Below are 14466 nucleotides of genomic sequence, written 5' to 3'. Positions count from 1 at the left end.
TCGGTGGTGGCAGCATGAGGCAGGAACGAGAGGAATCGGGATGGAAGCTTGGGACGCGATCTGCGCGCGGCGCAATGTGCGGCAATACAAGCCGGAGCCGGTGCCGGAATCCGACCTGGACCGCATCGCCGAGGCGGGCTGGCGGGCGCCGTCGGCGAAAAACCGGCAGCCGTGGGACTTCGTGATCGTCACCGATCCGGCCCAGCTGCAGGAGTTGTCCACGGTCTGGCGGGGCGCCGGGCACATCGCCACGGCCGCCGCAGCGATCGCGATCGTGGTGCCGGTGCCACCGGACGAGCGCAGGCTGGTCACCGACAACTACGACGTCGGGCAGGCCACGATGGCGATGATGATCGCCGCCACCGACCTGGGCATCGGCACCGGCCACTCGTCGGTGGGGGATCAGGACAAGGCGCGCGCCATCCTCGGTGTGCCCGAGGATCACCAGGTGGCGTTCCTGCTGGGCATCGGCTATCCCGCCGACCGTCCGCTCGTGCCGATCCGCAAGCCGGATCGACGGCCTTATGCCGAGGTCGTGCACCGCGGGCGGTGGTGAGCGGCGTGCACGATCACCGCGGCGACTACGGAATCGACGGCTCGTTCAAGACCATCTCGGCGCGCGGGCAGGCGATCGGCGTCGTGGCCCAGGCCGTCGGCCTGGCGGTGTGGGCGGGCATCAGCCGGGCGCGCGGCCGCAGGGTGACGGCGGCGGTGACCGGGGGCTGGGCCGTCGCCCTGCTCGCGGCGCTGGCGTCCTACGTCTACGCGACGCGGTCGGGCAAGTTCGTGGTGTGGGACCGGGTGCTCGACGGGCTGCGGCTGCGCGGCGACGAAACGGTGCTCGACCTCGGCTGTGGGCGCGGTGCGGTGTTGCTCGCGGCCGCCAAGCGGCTGCCCAGGGGTCGCGCGACGGGCGTCGACCTGTGGCATGCGGACCAGACCGACAACTCGCGGGAGGCCACGTTGGCCAATGCGGCGCTGGAGGGCGTCGCGGACCGCGTCGAGGTGCGCACCGCCGACATGACGGCCCTGCCGCTGCCCGACGAAAGCGTGGACGTCGTCGTCAGCAACCTGGCGATCCACAACATCCCGACCCGCGCCGGCCGCCGCCAGGCGCTGGACGAAGCGGTTCGCGTGTTGCGCCCGGGCGGTCGGCTCGCCATCGCCGACCTCTGGGAGACCCGTCAGCACGCCGCGCGGCTGCGCGAGTTGGGATGGCGAAACGTCAAGCGCCGCAACCTCGGATGGCGCATGTGATACGGCGGACCGTGGATTTCGACGCGCCTGGTCACCGCGGCGAAACCGGGGTGACGGCCACGCCCTGCGGCCACCGTTCAGCGGTGCGATGCTGATGACATGTCGAGAAACGAACTCACCGAACGGATCGTCGTCGCGCGGCTGGCGAAGGGGCTGACCTGGCAGGAGCTGGCCGACGCGATCGACAGGCCGGTGCTGTGGACCACGTCGGCCTTGCTCGGCCAGCACCCCATACCCGCCGACCTCGGCAAGGTTCTCGTGCGGATGCTCGGCCTCGACGAGTCGGCGGTGCCCGTGCTGGCGGCGCCGCCGATGCGCGGCGGCCTGCCCACCGCGGTGCCGACCGACCCGACCATCTACCGCTTCTACGAGGCGCTGCAGGTGTACGGCGGTGCCATCAAGGAAGTGATCCACGAGCAGTTCGGCGACGGCATCATGAGCGCGATCAACTTCAGCGTCGACCTGCAGAAGAAGCCGCATTCGTCGGGCGACCGGGTCGTGGTGACGTTCGACGGGAAGTTCCTGCCCTACCAATGGGTCTCGGCAGACGGGTGATCACCCCGCAAAGGTGAAGTGACGGCGCGCCGCGTCCGTGCCACACTGGCCGCGAGGAGGCGAGCAACGCGGTGGCCAGGTGTTTTCCCGGTCACCGCGTTCGCGCTGTCAGAGCCCGAACTCGGCCTCCAGGCCGTCGATTCCGGCGCGGATGGCCTTCAGCGCGTCGGCCCGGGCGCGCAGCTTGGTTGCGGCGTGGGCGTGCCGGTGCAGGCCGGCGAATTCGCGCGCGGCCTCTTCGGCGCGGTCGACCACCATCTCGGGCAACACGATCTCGTCGACAAAGCCTGCGGCCAGCGCGGTTTCACCGAAGAACGTCTTGGCCAGCCCGACGGCCTGCTGGTAGGCCGACTGCGTCAGGCGCAGCTTCATGATCTCGAGGGCCGCGTACGGGATGACCATGCCGATCGCCACCTCGTTGGCCTGAATGTTGTAGGCGTGGGCGGCCACCCGGTGGTCGCCGGACGACAACAAAAACGCGCCCATCGCGATGGCGTGGCCGGTGCAGGCCATCACCACCGGCTTGGGATGCGACAACAGCCGATACGCCAGCTCGAAGCCGCCCCTGAGCATGTCGATCGCCGGCTGCGCCTCGCCGGACGTCAGGATCTTCAGGTCGACCCCGCCGCTGAACACCCGCTCGTTGCCGGTGATCACCAGCGCCCCGGCGTTGTCGCTGTCGGCCCGGTCAATCGCCTCGCCCAGGGCCTGCTGCATCGCCGGGCCTAGCGCGTTGACCTTGCCGTCGTCCATCCGGATGACCGCGATGGAGTCCTTCTGGCTGTACTGCACCGGACCGCTCATGGGTTGCTCCTTAGACCTGGGTCAGACGTGCTGGCTGCGGTGCTTGGCCAGATCGGCTTCCGCGTTGCCCCAGCGCAGGCTGACGTCGGTGGGCTGGTCGAGCAGTCGCGTGCGCCAGCGCTCCTGCGTCTCCTGCACCGCGCCGTTGATGCGTTCGATCTCGCTGCGGAACACGTCGGGACGCGTTTCCTTGCTCGCGTAGTGGAAGTAGGTCAGCAGCCCACGCAGCAGCTCGAGCTTCTGCTTTTCCCGCTTCGCCAGGTCGTGGGTGGTCATCAACTCGATGCGCTGAACCGGCGGCAGCGCGTCCCAGTCCAGCACCACGCTGGTCTGCAGCATCGGCCGCTCGGCCTCCCAGAACCGCCAGCCGCGCGGCTTGTCGGGCCGGTCGTAATAGATCACCGAGCCGGCGAAGCGCGACGCGATGCCCGTTCCGATCTCGGCGCGGTCGAGCGCCGAATCCCACACCATGCGCCATTCCTGGCCGGGCGCGAGCACCGGCAATTCGCGGGGCAGCTGCAGCTCGACGACGTCGGCATAGCCGTCGGCGGCGTTTTCGTATTCGGCCACGGTCAGAGGGCTGGGAAAGGCGAACCGGATGTCATACGCGGCCGTCTGACCGAAATTCCGGACGACGAGTTCGATCACGTGCCAGTCGGCGGGATGGGGTTCCATGAACATCGCCACCTGGGGCCGCGTCCGCTCGGCGGCCAACCGGCGGTTGAGTTTGAGCTGCCGGCTGATGAAGACCAGCGCGACGACACCCAGCAAAATCGCCGCCCATGCCGCCCACGCCAACCAGGTGCCGGACCCCACCCGGGTGACCCCCTGCCAGGCGCCCTGGATCCACCCCATTTCGACCCACCCTTTCTTTCGCTGGACCGATAGTAAAGGCGTCCGGCGGGCAGTGCCGATCCGGGAACCGATCGGCGCACTCAATCCGCAATGGCCGGCTCAGCCGCCCATCAACATTCGCCACTGATCGAGATTTGCCGCGCGGTACACGTAGTTCGAGCGCTTGACCTCCGACAACGACGCGCTGGGCTCGGCCGAATACCAGTGCCCGGGAAACACCGTCGGGTCACCCGGCAGGGTGGCGAGCCGCTGCAGGCTGCGATACATCTCATCGGAGTCGCCGCCGGGAAAGTCGGTGCGTCCGCAGCCGTCGAGAAACAGCGTGTCACCGGCGACCAGGCGGTCCCCGAGCAGGAAGCACTGGCTGCCGGGCGTGTGCCCCGGGGTGTGCAGCAGCTCGATCTCGATGTCCCCGACGCTGACCTTGTCGTGGCCCTCGTGCGCGGTGAGGTCCCCGAGGCCGATCCCGGTGACCCGCGAAACCCAAAGGGCCTCATGCGTGTTCACGTGCACGGGAACGGGTGCCCGCTCCAGCAGCTCGGCCAGGCCCTTGAGCTGGAAGCCCATCATCGAACCGCCCACGTGGTCGGGGTGGTGGTGGGTCACCAGGACCCCGGACAGGTGCATGCCGTCGCTCTCGAGCGCGTCGAGCAGATCGCCGGCGGCGTAGGCGGGGTCGACCACCAGGCAGTCCCCGGTCTGCCGGTCCCCGATCAGGTAGGCGAAGTTGCGCATCTGCGTCGCGAACATGTCGCCCGCGGCGAAATCGCGACCAGATAGGAGTTGACGGAAGTACAGCCGGTCCTCTGACACCCGACCAGACTAGGGCTTGCCGGAGGCTCGTCGCTGGGGGCTACCCGTCGAAGAGGCTTTGCCGGCACGCGCTCGTCGCCGGCGATTGAGCCCCTGCCTAATGGGTATTGTTGGCGCATGAAGAAGAGGGTCGAGATCGAAATCGACGACGATCTGGTCCAAGAGGCGATTCGTCGGTTCCATCTGGCTGATACGCGCGAGGCCGTCCATCTCGCGTTGCGCACGTTGCTCGGTGAGTCGGACCCGGGGGATGAGCAAGACGACGAGTACGACGAGTTCAGCGATCTCAGCGCGTGGCAACTGCGCCACGACGGAAGCTAGCCGAGGAGCCGCCCCGCACCGGTCCGTGGTTTGGTGACGTTGCGCGCCAGGCTGTAACCTCTTTTAGGCCCGCGGCACGACTGCCGCTTGGGTGAACGGCCCCCTTAGCTCAGTCGGTAGAGCGTTTCCATGGTAAGGAAAAGGTCAACGGTTCGATTCCGTTAGGGGGCTCGGCGGATGCCGAGCTGGCAGCGGCGGAATACCCTCAACGGGGTGGCCCAGAGGCGATGTAGCTCAGTCGGTTAGAGCGAACGACTCATAATCGTTAGGTCGCCGGTTCGAGTCCGGCCATCGCTACAACAGAACATTGTGACTTTTCTACAGAGCAGAGAGAACGGACATGGCTTCCAGTACCGACGTGCGGCCAAAGATCACCTTGGCATGTGAGGTGTGCAAGCACCGTAACTACATCACCAAGAAGAACCGCCGCAACGACCCCGACCGGATGGAGCTGAAGAAGTTCTGCCCGAACTGCGGCAAGCACCAGCCACACCGCGAGACACGCTAGGCGCCGTCGGTCAGCGTCTATTGAGAGTGACTAGGTAGGTTCTACAGCCGTGTCGTTGAGCGCGAATATCGTCGGGATGCACTACCGCTATCCCGATCATTACGAGGTGGAGCGGGAGAAGATCCGCGAATACGCGGTGGCGGTGCAAAACGACGACACCTGGTTTTTCGAGGAGGACGCCGCGGCCGAGCTGGGCTACAAGGGCCTGCCGGCCCCGCTGACGTTCATCTGCGTGTTCGGTTACCGGGCGCAGTCGGCGTTCTTCAAGCACGCCAACATCGCCGTGGAGGACGCGAAGATCGTCCAGGTCGACCAGGTGCTGAAGTTCACCAAGCCGATCGTCGCGGGAGACAAGCTGTACTGCGACGTGTGGCTGGATTCGATGCGCGAGTCGCACGGCACCCAGATCATCGTGACGAAGAACATCATCACCGACGAGGCCGGTGACGTCGTGCAGGAGACCTACACGACCCTGGCGGGCCGTGCCGGTGAGGATGGCGGAAAGGGATTTTCAGATGCCACTGCGTGAGTTCAGTTCGGTCAAGGTGGGAGACAGGCTGCCGGAGAAGGTCTACCCCCTGACCCGTCAGGATCTGGTGAACTACGCGGGGGTCTCCGGCGACTTGAACCCGATCCACTGGGACGACGAGATCGCCAAGATCGTCGGGCTGGACACCGCGATCGCCCACGGCATGCTGACCATGGGGCTGGGCGGCGGCTACGTCACCTCGTGGGTCGGCGACCCGGGCGCTGTGACCGAGTACAACGTGCGATTCACCGCCGTGGTGCCGGTGCCCAACGACGGCAAGGGCGCGGAGCTGGTGTTCAGCGGCCGGGTGAAGTCGGTCGACCCGGAGAGCAAGTCGGTGACGATCGCTCTTACGGCGACCACCGGCGGCAAGAAGATCTTCGGTCGGGCCATCGCCTCGGCCAAGCTGGCGTAGCTGATGGCGCTCAAAACCGACGTCCGCGGGATGAGCTGGAAGTACCCGGACTACTTCGAGGTTGGCCGCGAGCAGGTTCGCGCCTTCGCGCGGGCGATCAAGTGCGACGATCCGGCCTGCTTCGACGAGTTAGCCGCCGCCGAATTGGGCTACGACAGCCTCATTGCGCCGCTAACGTTCGTGTCGATCTTCGCGAAGATCATCCAGGACGATTTCTTCCGAAATGTCGACGTGGGCATGGAAACCATGCAGATCGTCCAGGTCGACCAGCAGTTTCACTACATCAAACCGGTGCTGGTCGGCGACAAGCTCTTCGGCCGTATGGACATCGAATCTGTGAACGAGCGTTTTGGCGCCGACATCGTCGTCACCAAGAACACCTGCACCAACGAGCGTGGCGAGGTCTTGTTGGAGGCCTACACCACCCTGATGGGCCACGAGGGTGACGATTCCATCCAGCTCAGATGGGACAAGGAAACCGGACAGGTCGTCAGAACCGCGTAATTAGTATCTGGCTCCCGCACCGATGTACACTCGGACCTCGGGGTTTTCCCAGCATCAGCGCGCTTTCCGGGATTCGAGCATTCGGGGAGCGCGCGTGTCATGTAAGCCCCGGCAGGTAAGCGCAGGTTGGCCTGCCAACCGCGAAGGGGCGTAGCTCAACTGGCAGAGCAGCGGTCTCCAAAACCGCAGGTTGCAGGTTCAAGTCCTGTCGCCCCTGCTGACGGCCGGTCCGACCACGATGCAGGCCGGAACGGCCTGAGGAGGAGTCGGACATGACGGCCGTCCGACGACGATGCAGGCCGGAACGGCCTGAGGAGGAGTCGGACATGACGGCGAGGCCGTGCCATGGTGGACACTGGAACAAGGTGCCCCATCACGTGGGACGGCCCGCGGGATATAGCAAACAAAGGAGCATGCGGTGAGCGACGAGGGCGACGCTGCCAACGACGCCGCACGCGACGGCGGCGACACCGAGGAGAGCCGCGACAGCGGCGGTCGGACGGCCCTGGTGACCAAGGCTGCGGCGCGGCCGCAACGGCCGACCGGCAAGCGGTCGCGGCAGCGCGCGACCGACGCCGACGACGTCGACGTGTCGACGGACGAAGTCGAGGACTCCAAGGAAGACAAGGCCAAGAAGCGCCGGACGGCCAAGAAGGCGAAGGCCTCGAAGCAGCCGCGGAGGCCCGGCGACCGTTCGGCCAATCCGTTCGTGTTCGTCTACAACTACCTCAAGCAGGTCGTTGCGGAGATGCGGAAGGTGATCTGGCCGAACCGCAAGCAAATGCTCACCTACACCTCGGTGGTGTTGGCGTTTCTCGCCTTCATGGTGGCGCTGGTCGGCCTGGCGGATTTCGGCCTGGCCAAGCTCGTGCTGCTGGTGTTCGGCTGAGCCCTGAGATTGACAGAGAGGACTGAAAACCGTGACTACCTTCGACGGCGACACGTCTGCGGGTGACGCGGTCGACGTGCAGGTCGCCGAGACCCCAGAGACCCCAGAGAACACTGAGGCCACTGACGCGACCGAAGCCACTGAAGCCTCCGCCGAGACCGCAGAGGCCAACGAGAACCCTGAGCAGGCGGAACCGGCCGAGCCGGCCGAGGAGGTCGACCCCGCCGCCGCGCTCAAGGCGGAGCTGCGCAGCAAGCCCGGGGACTGGTACGTCATCCACTCGTACGCGGGATACGAGAACAAGGTGAAAGCCAACCTGGAAACGCGCGTGCAGAACCTGGACGTCGGCGACTACATCTTCCAGGTCGAGGTGCCCACCGAAGAGGTCACCGAGATCAAGAACGGCCAGCGCAAGCAGGTCAACCGCAAGGTGCTGCCCGGCTACATCCTGGTGCGCATGGACCTCACCGACGACTCGTGGGCCGCGGTGCGCAACACCCCGGGAGTCACCGGGTTCGTCGGCGCGACCTCCCGCCCCTCGGCCCTGGCGCTCGACGACGTGGTGAAGTTCCTGCTGCCGCGGGGCGCGGCGAAGAAGGCCGCGAAGGGCGCGGCCAGCACCGCTGCCGTCGCCGAGGCGGGCGGCCTGGAACGTCCCGTCATCGAGGTCGATTACGAGGTCGGCGAATCGGTCACCGTCATGGATGGGCCGTTCGCGACGTTGCCGGCCACCATCAACGAGGTCAACGCCGAACAGCAGAAGCTCAAGGTGCTGGTGTCGATCTTCGGCCGCGAAACGCCCGTCGAGCTGACGTTTAGCCAAGTCTCCAAGATTTAGCAAGGAAGGAACCGCAACATCTCATGGCCCCGAAGAAGAAAGTCGTTGGGCTGATCAAGCTCCAGATCCAGGCCGGGCAGGCCAACCCCGCCCCGCCGGTTGGGCCGGCGCTCGGCCAGCACGGCGTCAACATCATGGAGTTCTGCAAGGCGTACAACGCCGCCACGGAGAACCAGCGTGGCAACGTCATCCCGGTGGAGATCACGGTCTACGAGGACCGCAGCTTCACCTTCGCGCTCAAGACGCCGCCCGCCGCCAAGCTGCTCCTCAAGGCGGCCGGCGTCGGCAAGGGCTCGGCGGAGCCGCACAAGACCAAGGTCGCCAAGGTCAGCTGGGATCAGGTCAAGGAGATCGCCGAGACCAAGAAGGCCGACCTCAACGCCAACGACATCGACGCCGCCGCCAAGATCATCGCCGGGACCGCCCGGTCGATGGGCATCACCGTCGAGTAGCAAGTCAAGCCGTGGGAGGGCCAGCTTCGGCCCGCCAACCACGACCCAACATCGGATTGGATGAATCAATGAGCAAGAACAGCAAGGTATACCGCGCGGCCGCCGAGAAGGTGGACCGCAGCAACCTGTACACCCCGCTGCAGGCGGCCAAGCTCGCCAAGGAGACGTCGTCGTCCAAGCAGGACGCGACCGTCGAGGTGGCGATCCGGCTCGGCGTCGACCCGCGGAAGGCCGACCAGATGGTCCGCGGCACGGTCAACCTGCCGCACGGCACCGGTAAGACGGCCCGGGTCGCGGTGTTCGCCGTGGGTGACAAGGCCGAGCAGGCGCAGGCCGCCGGCGCCGACATCGTCGGCAGCGACGACCTGATCGAGAAGATCCAGGGCGGGTTCCTGGACTTCGATGCGGCGATCGCCACCCCCGACCAGATGGCCAAGGTCGGTCGCATCGCCCGCATCCTGGGCCCGCGCGGCCTGATGCCGAACCCCAAGACCGGCACCGTCACCCCCGACGTCGCCAAGGCCGTGTCCGACATCAAGGGCGGCAAGATCAACTTCCGCGTGGACAAGCAGGCCAACCTGCACTTCGTCATTGGCAAGGCGTCGTTCGACGAGAAGAGCCTGGCGGAGAACTATGGCGCCGCGATCGACGAGGTGCTGCGGCTCAAGCCGTCGTCGTCGAAGGGCCGCTACCTGAAGAAGATCACCGTGTCGACGACCACGGGCCCCGGCATCCCGGTGGACCCGGCCGTCACCCGCAACTTCGCCGAGGCCTGAGCGTCGAACGTCGAACGTCGACTTTTGGTGATCCCGGGTAATCGCCGCAACAAGTCGACGCTCGGCCGTTGCGTCATCCGCCGCACTCGGCGATGCGCCGCCGCAAGAAGTCGCGGCCCGGCTCGGAGCCGTTGCCCTGCAACGCCGTTCGGTACCATCGCGCGGCTTCGGCGTACCGCCCGGCGCGCCGGAGCAGATCGGCGCGCACCGTCGCGACGAGATTCGAATGGCCCAGCCGCGGGTCATCCGCGGCCCGGTCCAGGGCGGCCAGACCGGCTTCGGGCCCGTCGCGGAAACCGACCGCAAGCGCGCGGTTGGCGCGCACCACCGGCGAGTCGGTGATCTGCAGCAGCCGGTCGTAGGCCGCGCAGATGCTGACCCAGTCCGTCTGCTCCCAGGACTGCGCCGTCGCGTGCAGTGCGGCGATCACCGCCTGCGGCAGGTACGGGCCCGTCGATCCCTGGGCCTGCCGCAATCGGTCCAGCCCGCGGGCAATGCGCCCGCGGTCCCACCGGCGACGGTCCTGCTCGTCGAGGGGCACCAGCGCCCCGGCGGCGTCGACCCGGGTCGCTCGTCGCGAATCGTGCAGCAGCACAAGGGCGGCCAACGCGTGCGCCTCCCGCTCCTGCGGCATCAGCGAGCACAACTCCCCGGCCAACCGGACCCCCTCGTCGCACAGTTCGTCCCGTATCGCCGACGGGCCTGCCGTCGACCAATACCCCTCGGTGAACACCGAATAGATGCAACCGAGCACGTGCGGCGTGCGCTCGGCGAGCAACTCCGCGGGCGGCACCCGCAGCGGGATGTTCGCGTGCCGAACCTTGTTCTTGGCGCGCGTGATTCGCTGACCGATGGCCGCCTCGCTCTGCAGCAACGCGCGGGCGATCTCGCCGACGGTCAGCCCCGACACCAACCGCAGCGTGAGCGCCAGTTGCGACTGCCGGTCCAGCGCAGGGTGCGCGCAGGTGAACATCATCCGCAGCTCGTCGTCGCGAACCGGATGCGGGTCGGTGCCGTCGGTGCGCGCCACAATGTCGTCCATCACCGCCGCCAATTCCTTCCCGGGACGCACCGATTCGCGGCGCAGCCGATCGCGGGCGCGGTTGCGCGCCACGGTGACCAGCCAACCGCCGGGGCTGTCCGGCACCCCGTCGCGCGGCCAGGCGCGCAGCGCCTCGGCGCAGGCTTCCTGGACGGCGTCCTCCGCGATCGTGAGGTCACCCGACCATCGCGCGAGCGCGGCGACGGCGGGTCCCCATTCCCTGCGGAAGACGCCGTCCAGGTTGGTCATGCGCTACCGGGCCGAGACCCCTGCCAGTTGCCGCACCTGCACCGTCGAGGCGGGGATCATCGATGCGATCTTGACGGCCTCGTCGCGGTCGGCGGCGCTGAGCAGGTAGATCCCCGTGGCAATTTCGGCGCCCTCGACGTAGGGCCCGTCGGTGATCAGCACCTCGCCGTTGCGCACCCGCACCGTCGTCGCCGTGGACCTGTCGTGCAACGCAGCACCGCCGATGATGTGGTCGCCCGCGGCTGCGCGGAGATCAGCGTGCTTCGCCGCCACCGCCTCCCACTCCGGTGTGCCGGGTGTGTGTGCGGAGTCGGCCGGTTCCAGCAGCAGCGCGAGCCAGTCGTCACCGGTGAGCTTGCGGGACAGCTCGACCGAGTGGACGGTGGGCCACACTTCCACGGCCCCGAACGCGGCAAGCGGGACGTCGCGGGCCAGTGCCAGCGCCTCGTCGAGGTTTTCCGCTTCGAACACGTAGTAGCCGCAGGCCACCTCGGCGGACTCGGCGAAGGGCCCGTCGGTGACCATCGGCGCGTCCGGGCCGCCGGTGATGACCACCGCGGCGGCGGCTGGAGCCAGCGCATCTCCGGATTTGATCGCGGAGCCGGCCTTGGCGTGGAACCTCTCCCATTCCGCCATCGCGGCGGCGGCGTCATCGGGCGTGCGGTCTTGCTCTTGACTGATCAACAGCGCGAAGTACTGCATGTTCGTCACCTCCGGTTGTGAGCGAAACCCTGTGTTCCACTCTCTACCTACTCGACGAACGGCGCAGCCCCGATCCGACGGTTAGACGGCGCCGGGCTTGAGGTAGGTCACCAGGCTGCAGTCGAGCATCTCGTCGGCGAAGTAGTGCTCGCAGCCCCGCAGGTATTTCATGTACCGCTCGTAGACCTCTTCGGAGGTGACCTCGATGGCCTTCTCCTTGTTGGACTGCAGGGTGTCGCCCCAGATGTGCAGCGTCTTGATGTAGTGCGGCCGCAGCGAAAGCGGTTCGGGCACGACAAAACCCGCCTTCTCGCCGTGTTCGATCATCATCTCGGTGGACGGCAGGCGACCCCCCGGGAAGATTTCGGTGATGATGAACTTGATGAAGCGGACCGTCTCGAAGGTCAGTTTCTTGCCGCGGGCGGCCATGTTGTAAGGGTGATAGCTGACGCTGCTCTGAATGGTCATCCGGCCGTCGTCGGGCATGATGTCGAAACACCGCTTGAAGAAGTCGTCGTAGTTCTCGTGGCCGAAGTGCTCGAAGGCCTCGATCGACACGATCCGGTCGACGGGCTCGTTGAAATCCTCCCAGCCCTGCAGGCGCACCTCACGGCAGCGGTTGGTGGCGAGCTCGCCCAGGACCTGCTCACAGCGGGCGTACTGGTTTTTGGACAGGGTCAACCCGATGACGTTGACGTCGTAGCGCTCGACGGCGCGCTTCATGGTGGAGCCCCAGCCGCAGCCGATGTCCAGCAGCGTCATCCCAGGCTTGAGATCCAGTTTGTCGAGGTTCAGGTCGACCTTGGCGATCTGGGCTTCCTCGAGCGTGATGTCCGGCGGCTCGAAGTAGGCGCAGCTGTAGATGCGAGTCGGGTCCTGGAACAGGGCGAAGAAGTCGTCCGAGACGTCGTAGTGGGCCTGGATGTCTTCGGAGCGGGTCCGCGTCTTGGTCGGGCCGGTCGGTTGCTCAGCCATTCTCGCCTTGATCTCCTGGAATGAGGTTCACCGCCGGTCACGCAGGTATGCGCAGTGGCGTCATCTGACGCGCAACGATACCGAAGGTCATTTCTCCAGCGTGAACTGGTTGCAGTCGACGTAACCCGTGCGGAACACCTTCGCGCAACCGGTCAGGTACTTCATGTACATCTCGTAGATCTCTTCGGACTGGATGGCGACGGCCTGGTCCCTGCGCGCCTCGAGGGCCTCGACCCAGAAGTCCAGGGTCTTGGCGAAGTCCTGCTGCAGCGACTGGCGGCGGGTCACCTTGAAACCGACCTTCGCCGACTGCTCCTCGACGGTCTCGATGGTCGGCAGCCGGCCGCCGGGGAAGATGTCGGTGACGATGAACCTCATGAATTTCGCCAGCTCCATCGTCATCGGGAGGCCGCGCTCCAGCACCTGGCTGACGTGCAGCCCGGTGATCGAGTGCAGCATCATGACGCCGTCGTCAGGCAGGGCGTTGTAGGTGAATTTGAAGAAATCGTCGTAGCGGTGAAAACCGAAGTGCTCCAAAGCCTCGATGACGATGATGCGGTCCACCTGCTCGTCGAACTCGGCCCAGTCGCGCAGCAGCACCCGCCGCGAGCGGTCGCTGTCGATCCCGTCGAGCACCTGCTGGCAGTAGGCGTGCTGATTCTTCGACAGGGTCAGCCCGACGACATTCACGTCGTAGCGCTCGACGGCGCGCCTCATCATCGAGCCCCACCCGCAGCCCACGTCGAGCAAGGTCATCCCCGGCCGCAGCCCCAGCTTGTCCAGCGACAGGTCGAGCTTGGCGAGCTGCGCCTCGTGCAACGTCATGCCCTCGTGCGGGAAGTACGCGCAGCTGTAGGTGCGCGTCGGGTCCACGAACAACGCGAAGAATTCGTTCGACAGGTCGTAGTGCGCCTGGACATTGTCGAGGTTGGACCGCTTGAGCGTGGCCCCCACCCGGTTCTCGAGCATCATGTCCTCCCCGCTGGGACAGCACCTTGGCTCGATGCCGTTGCCCGGCACCCTACACCGCGCCGGCCCCATCCCCCGTGTTTGAACTCGCGCGCCCCAGGGTTTCTCGATCGGTTCGTTTTCCCAGTGTGACGCGCACCACGGCTATTTCTCCAGGGTGAACTGATTGACGTCGATATAGCCGGTCCGGAACGCGTTCGCGCAGCCGGTCAGGTACTTCATGTACCGCTCGTAGACCTCGTCGGATTGGATCGCGATGGCCTCGTCCCGGTGCGCCTGCAGGGCCTCCGCCCACAGGTCAAGGGTCCGGGCGTAGTGCGGCTGCAGCGACTGCCGGCGGCTCAGTCTGAAACCCGCGTTCGCCGAACGTTCCTGCACCATCTCGATCGACGGCAACCGGCCGCCCGGGAAGATCTCGGTGACGATGAACTTGATGAAGCGGGCCATCTCGAATGTCAGCGGGATGCCCCGCTCGATGCACTGCGGTCCCGTCAGCCCGGTGATCGTGTGCAGCAGCATCACGCCGTCAGCGGGCAGTATTCGGTGGGCCAGCGCGAAGAAGTCGTCATAGCGATCGTGGCCGAAGTGCTCGAACGCGCCGATCGAGACGATGCGGTCGACGGGCTCGTCGAACTCTTCCCAGCCGGCCAGCAGCACCCGCTTGCCGCGCGGGCTTTCCATCTCGTCGAACGCCTTCTGCACGTGGGCGGCCTGGTTCTTCGACAGCGTCAGGCCGACGACGTTGACGTCGTAGGTTTCAACCGCCCGCCGCATCGTGGCACCCCAGCCGCAGCCGACGTCGAGCAGCGTCATGCCGGGCCGCAAGCCCAACTTGCCCAGCGCCAGGTCGATCTTGGCGAGCTGCGCCTCTTCCAGCGTCATGTCGTCGCGCTCGAAGTAGGCGCAGCTGTAGGTCTGCGTGGGGTCCAGGAACAACCGGAAGAAGTCGTCGGACAGGTCGTAGTGCGCTTGCACGTCCTCGAAGTGCGGCGTCAGGTCCTTGGCCATGGATC

20 protein-coding genes and 3 tRNA genes are annotated in these 14466 nt (G+C 66.5%); 15 read left to right on the top strand and 8 right to left on the bottom strand.

Annotated features, from left to right (window positions below; genetic code table 11):
- The first annotated feature begins 40 nt into the window (after positions 1-40).
- The 3 genes from MTAB308_RS12120 (at position 41) to cynS (ending at position 1812) form a co-directional block, all read left to right on the top strand.
- Entirely contained in the window at positions 41-556 is a 516-nt protein-coding gene (locus MTAB308_RS12120; RefSeq protein WP_077099636.1) for a nitroreductase family protein, read from the top strand.
- Positions 557-561: 5 nt separating this feature from the next.
- Positions 562-1257: a class I SAM-dependent methyltransferase gene (locus tag MTAB308_RS12115; RefSeq protein WP_077100151.1), complete on the top strand. Its 696-nt coding sequence runs from the start codon at positions 562-564 to the stop codon at positions 1255-1257.
- Positions 1258-1356: 99 nt separating this feature from the next.
- A complete protein-coding gene (gene cynS / locus MTAB308_RS12110; protein ID WP_077099635.1) occupies positions 1357-1812 on the top strand; it encodes a cyanase in 456 nt (151 codons plus the stop codon).
- A 108-nt stretch (positions 1813-1920) separates the two neighbouring features.
- Here cynS and MTAB308_RS12105 read toward each other — a convergent pair whose 3' ends face one another.
- From MTAB308_RS12105 to MTAB308_RS12095, 3 genes are all read right to left on the bottom strand, one after another.
- The gene (locus MTAB308_RS12105) at positions 1921-2616 is read right to left on the bottom strand and encodes a crotonase/enoyl-CoA hydratase family protein (protein ID WP_077099634.1); all 696 of its coding nucleotides are present in this window, start codon (positions 2614-2616) and stop codon (positions 1921-1923) included.
- 21 nt (positions 2617-2637) lie between these two features.
- Entirely contained in the window at positions 2638-3471 is an 834-nt protein-coding gene (locus MTAB308_RS12100; protein ID WP_077099633.1) for a hypothetical protein, read from the bottom strand.
- Positions 3472-3570: 99 nt separating this feature from the next.
- Positions 3571-4284: an MBL fold metallo-hydrolase gene (locus MTAB308_RS12095; RefSeq protein ID WP_077099632.1), complete on the bottom strand. Its 714-nt coding sequence runs from the start codon at positions 4282-4284 to the stop codon at positions 3571-3573.
- A gap of 117 nt (positions 4285-4401) precedes the next feature.
- On the opposite strand from MTAB308_RS12095, the gene MTAB308_RS12090 reads away from it, so the two are divergent.
- From MTAB308_RS12090 to rplA, 12 genes are all read left to right on the top strand, one after another.
- Positions 4402-4605 carry a type II toxin-antitoxin system VapB family antitoxin gene (locus MTAB308_RS12090; RefSeq protein ID WP_077099631.1) on the top strand — a complete coding sequence of 68 codons (204 nt, stop codon included), beginning with the start codon at positions 4402-4404 and terminating at the stop codon, positions 4603-4605.
- A gap of 98 nt (positions 4606-4703) precedes the next feature.
- A tRNA-Thr gene (locus MTAB308_RS12085) sits at positions 4704-4776 on the top strand.
- Between the two features lie 52 nt (positions 4777-4828).
- Positions 4829-4902, top strand: a tRNA-Met gene (locus MTAB308_RS12080).
- 43 nt (positions 4903-4945) lie between these two features.
- Positions 4946-5113: a 50S ribosomal protein L33 gene (gene rpmG / locus MTAB308_RS12075; RefSeq protein WP_066907182.1), complete on the top strand. Its 168-nt coding sequence runs from the start codon at positions 4946-4948 to the stop codon at positions 5111-5113.
- 49 nt (positions 5114-5162) lie between these two features.
- Complete coding sequence (gene hadA, locus MTAB308_RS12070; protein WP_077099630.1) at positions 5163-5642, top strand: (3R)-hydroxyacyl-ACP dehydratase subunit HadA; 480 nt, start codon at positions 5163-5165, stop codon at positions 5640-5642.
- A complete protein-coding gene (hadB, locus tag MTAB308_RS12065) occupies positions 5629-6057 on the top strand; it encodes a (3R)-hydroxyacyl-ACP dehydratase subunit HadB (RefSeq protein ID WP_077099629.1) in 429 nt (142 codons plus the stop codon). The genes hadA and hadB overlap by 14 nt, the downstream gene beginning before the upstream one ends.
- A gap of 3 nt (positions 6058-6060) precedes the next feature.
- Entirely contained in the window at positions 6061-6561 is a 501-nt protein-coding gene (hadC, locus tag MTAB308_RS12060) for a (3R)-hydroxyacyl-ACP dehydratase subunit HadC (protein ID WP_077099628.1), read from the top strand.
- Positions 6562-6705: 144 nt separating this feature from the next.
- Positions 6706-6778 (top strand) — tRNA-Trp (locus tag MTAB308_RS12055).
- Positions 6779-6979: 201 nt separating this feature from the next.
- Positions 6980-7450, top strand: coding sequence for a preprotein translocase subunit SecE (gene secE / locus MTAB308_RS12050; protein WP_077099627.1), 471 nt, complete (start codon positions 6980-6982; stop codon positions 7448-7450).
- A 31-nt stretch (positions 7451-7481) separates the two neighbouring features.
- A complete protein-coding gene (nusG, locus tag MTAB308_RS12045) occupies positions 7482-8288 on the top strand; it encodes a transcription termination/antitermination protein NusG (protein ID WP_077099626.1) in 807 nt (268 codons plus the stop codon).
- Positions 8289-8311: 23 nt separating this feature from the next.
- Positions 8312-8740 (top strand): 50S ribosomal protein L11, encoded by a 429-nt coding sequence (gene rplK, locus MTAB308_RS12040; RefSeq protein WP_066907205.1) that lies wholly within the window; start codon positions 8312-8314, stop codon positions 8738-8740.
- 68 nt (positions 8741-8808) lie between these two features.
- Positions 8809-9516 (top strand): 50S ribosomal protein L1, encoded by a 708-nt coding sequence (rplA, locus tag MTAB308_RS12035; RefSeq protein WP_066907207.1) that lies wholly within the window; start codon positions 8809-8811, stop codon positions 9514-9516.
- Between the two features lie 73 nt (positions 9517-9589).
- Here the strand turns inward: rplA and MTAB308_RS12030 are convergent, their stop codons facing one another.
- From MTAB308_RS12030 to mmaA2, 5 genes are all read right to left on the bottom strand, one after another.
- Positions 9590-10807 carry an RNA polymerase sigma factor gene (locus MTAB308_RS12030; RefSeq protein WP_077099625.1) on the bottom strand — a complete coding sequence of 406 codons (1218 nt, stop codon included), beginning with the start codon at positions 10805-10807 and terminating at the stop codon, positions 9590-9592.
- 3 nt (positions 10808-10810) lie between these two features.
- Positions 10811-11509, bottom strand: a complete 699-nt coding sequence (locus MTAB308_RS12025) for a YciI family protein (protein ID WP_077100150.1) — start codon at positions 11507-11509, stop codon at positions 10811-10813.
- Between the two features lie 81 nt (positions 11510-11590).
- Positions 11591-12484: a hydroxymycolate synthase MmaA4 gene (mmaA4, locus tag MTAB308_RS12020; RefSeq protein ID WP_077099624.1), complete on the bottom strand. Its 894-nt coding sequence runs from the start codon at positions 12482-12484 to the stop codon at positions 11591-11593.
- Between the two features lie 87 nt (positions 12485-12571).
- Positions 12572-13453, bottom strand: coding sequence for a cyclopropane mycolic acid synthase family methyltransferase (locus MTAB308_RS12015; RefSeq protein WP_077100149.1), 882 nt, complete (start codon positions 13451-13453; stop codon positions 12572-12574).
- Between the two features lie 144 nt (positions 13454-13597).
- Positions 13598-14461, bottom strand: a complete 864-nt coding sequence (gene mmaA2 / locus MTAB308_RS12010) for a cyclopropane mycolic acid synthase MmaA2 (protein WP_077099623.1) — start codon at positions 14459-14461, stop codon at positions 13598-13600.
- Positions 14462-14466 lie beyond the last annotated feature (5 nt).

This window comes from Mycobacterium terramassiliense (assembly GCF_900157385.1).
Classification (GTDB): Bacteria; Actinomycetota; Actinomycetes; order Mycobacteriales; family Mycobacteriaceae; genus Mycobacterium; species Mycobacterium terramassiliense.
The sequence above is the reverse complement of the archived record's forward strand: the minus strand, read 5'-3'. Positions and strand labels throughout refer to the sequence as shown.

What these genes read in the sequence shown, in the direction of transcription:
- MTAB308_RS12120 (WP_077099636.1), top strand. Translation starts at nt 41, where the DNA reads ATGGAAGCTTGGGACGCGATCTGCGCGCGGCGCAATGTGCGGCAATAC.
- cynS (WP_077099635.1), top strand. Translation starts at nt 1,357, where the DNA reads ATGTCGAGAAACGAACTCACCGAACGGATCGTCGTCGCGCGGCTGGCG.
- MTAB308_RS12105 (WP_077099634.1), bottom strand. Translation starts at nt 2,616, where the DNA reads ATGAGCGGTCCGGTGCAGTACAGCCAGAAGGACTCCATCGCGGTCATC.
- MTAB308_RS12100 (WP_077099633.1), bottom strand. Translation starts at nt 3,471, where the DNA reads ATGGGGTGGATCCAGGGCGCCTGGCAGGGGGTCACCCGGGTGGGGTCC.
- MTAB308_RS12090 (WP_077099631.1), top strand. Translation starts at nt 4,402, where the DNA reads ATGAAGAAGAGGGTCGAGATCGAAATCGACGACGATCTGGTCCAAGAG.
- rpmG (WP_066907182.1), top strand. Translation starts at nt 4,946, where the DNA reads ATGGCTTCCAGTACCGACGTGCGGCCAAAGATCACCTTGGCATGTGAG.
- hadB (WP_077099629.1), top strand. Translation starts at nt 5,629, where the DNA reads ATGCCACTGCGTGAGTTCAGTTCGGTCAAGGTGGGAGACAGGCTGCCG.
- hadC (WP_077099628.1), top strand. Translation starts at nt 6,061, where the DNA reads ATGGCGCTCAAAACCGACGTCCGCGGGATGAGCTGGAAGTACCCGGAC.
- rplK (WP_066907205.1), top strand. Translation starts at nt 8,312, where the DNA reads ATGGCCCCGAAGAAGAAAGTCGTTGGGCTGATCAAGCTCCAGATCCAG.
- rplA (WP_066907207.1), top strand. Translation starts at nt 8,809, where the DNA reads ATGAGCAAGAACAGCAAGGTATACCGCGCGGCCGCCGAGAAGGTGGAC.
- MTAB308_RS12030 (WP_077099625.1), bottom strand. Translation starts at nt 10,807, where the DNA reads ATGACCAACCTGGACGGCGTCTTCCGCAGGGAATGGGGACCCGCCGTC.
- MTAB308_RS12025 (WP_077100150.1), bottom strand. Translation starts at nt 11,509, where the DNA reads ATGCAGTACTTCGCGCTGTTGATCAGTCAAGAGCAAGACCGCACGCCC.
- mmaA4 (WP_077099624.1), bottom strand. Translation starts at nt 12,484, where the DNA reads ATGGCTGAGCAACCGACCGGCCCGACCAAGACGCGGACCCGCTCCGAA.
- MTAB308_RS12015 (WP_077100149.1), bottom strand. Translation starts at nt 13,453, where the DNA reads ATGCTCGAGAACCGGGTGGGGGCCACGCTCAAGCGGTCCAACCTCGAC.
- mmaA2 (WP_077099623.1), bottom strand. Translation starts at nt 14,461, where the DNA reads ATGGCCAAGGACCTGACGCCGCACTTCGAGGACGTGCAAGCGCACTAC.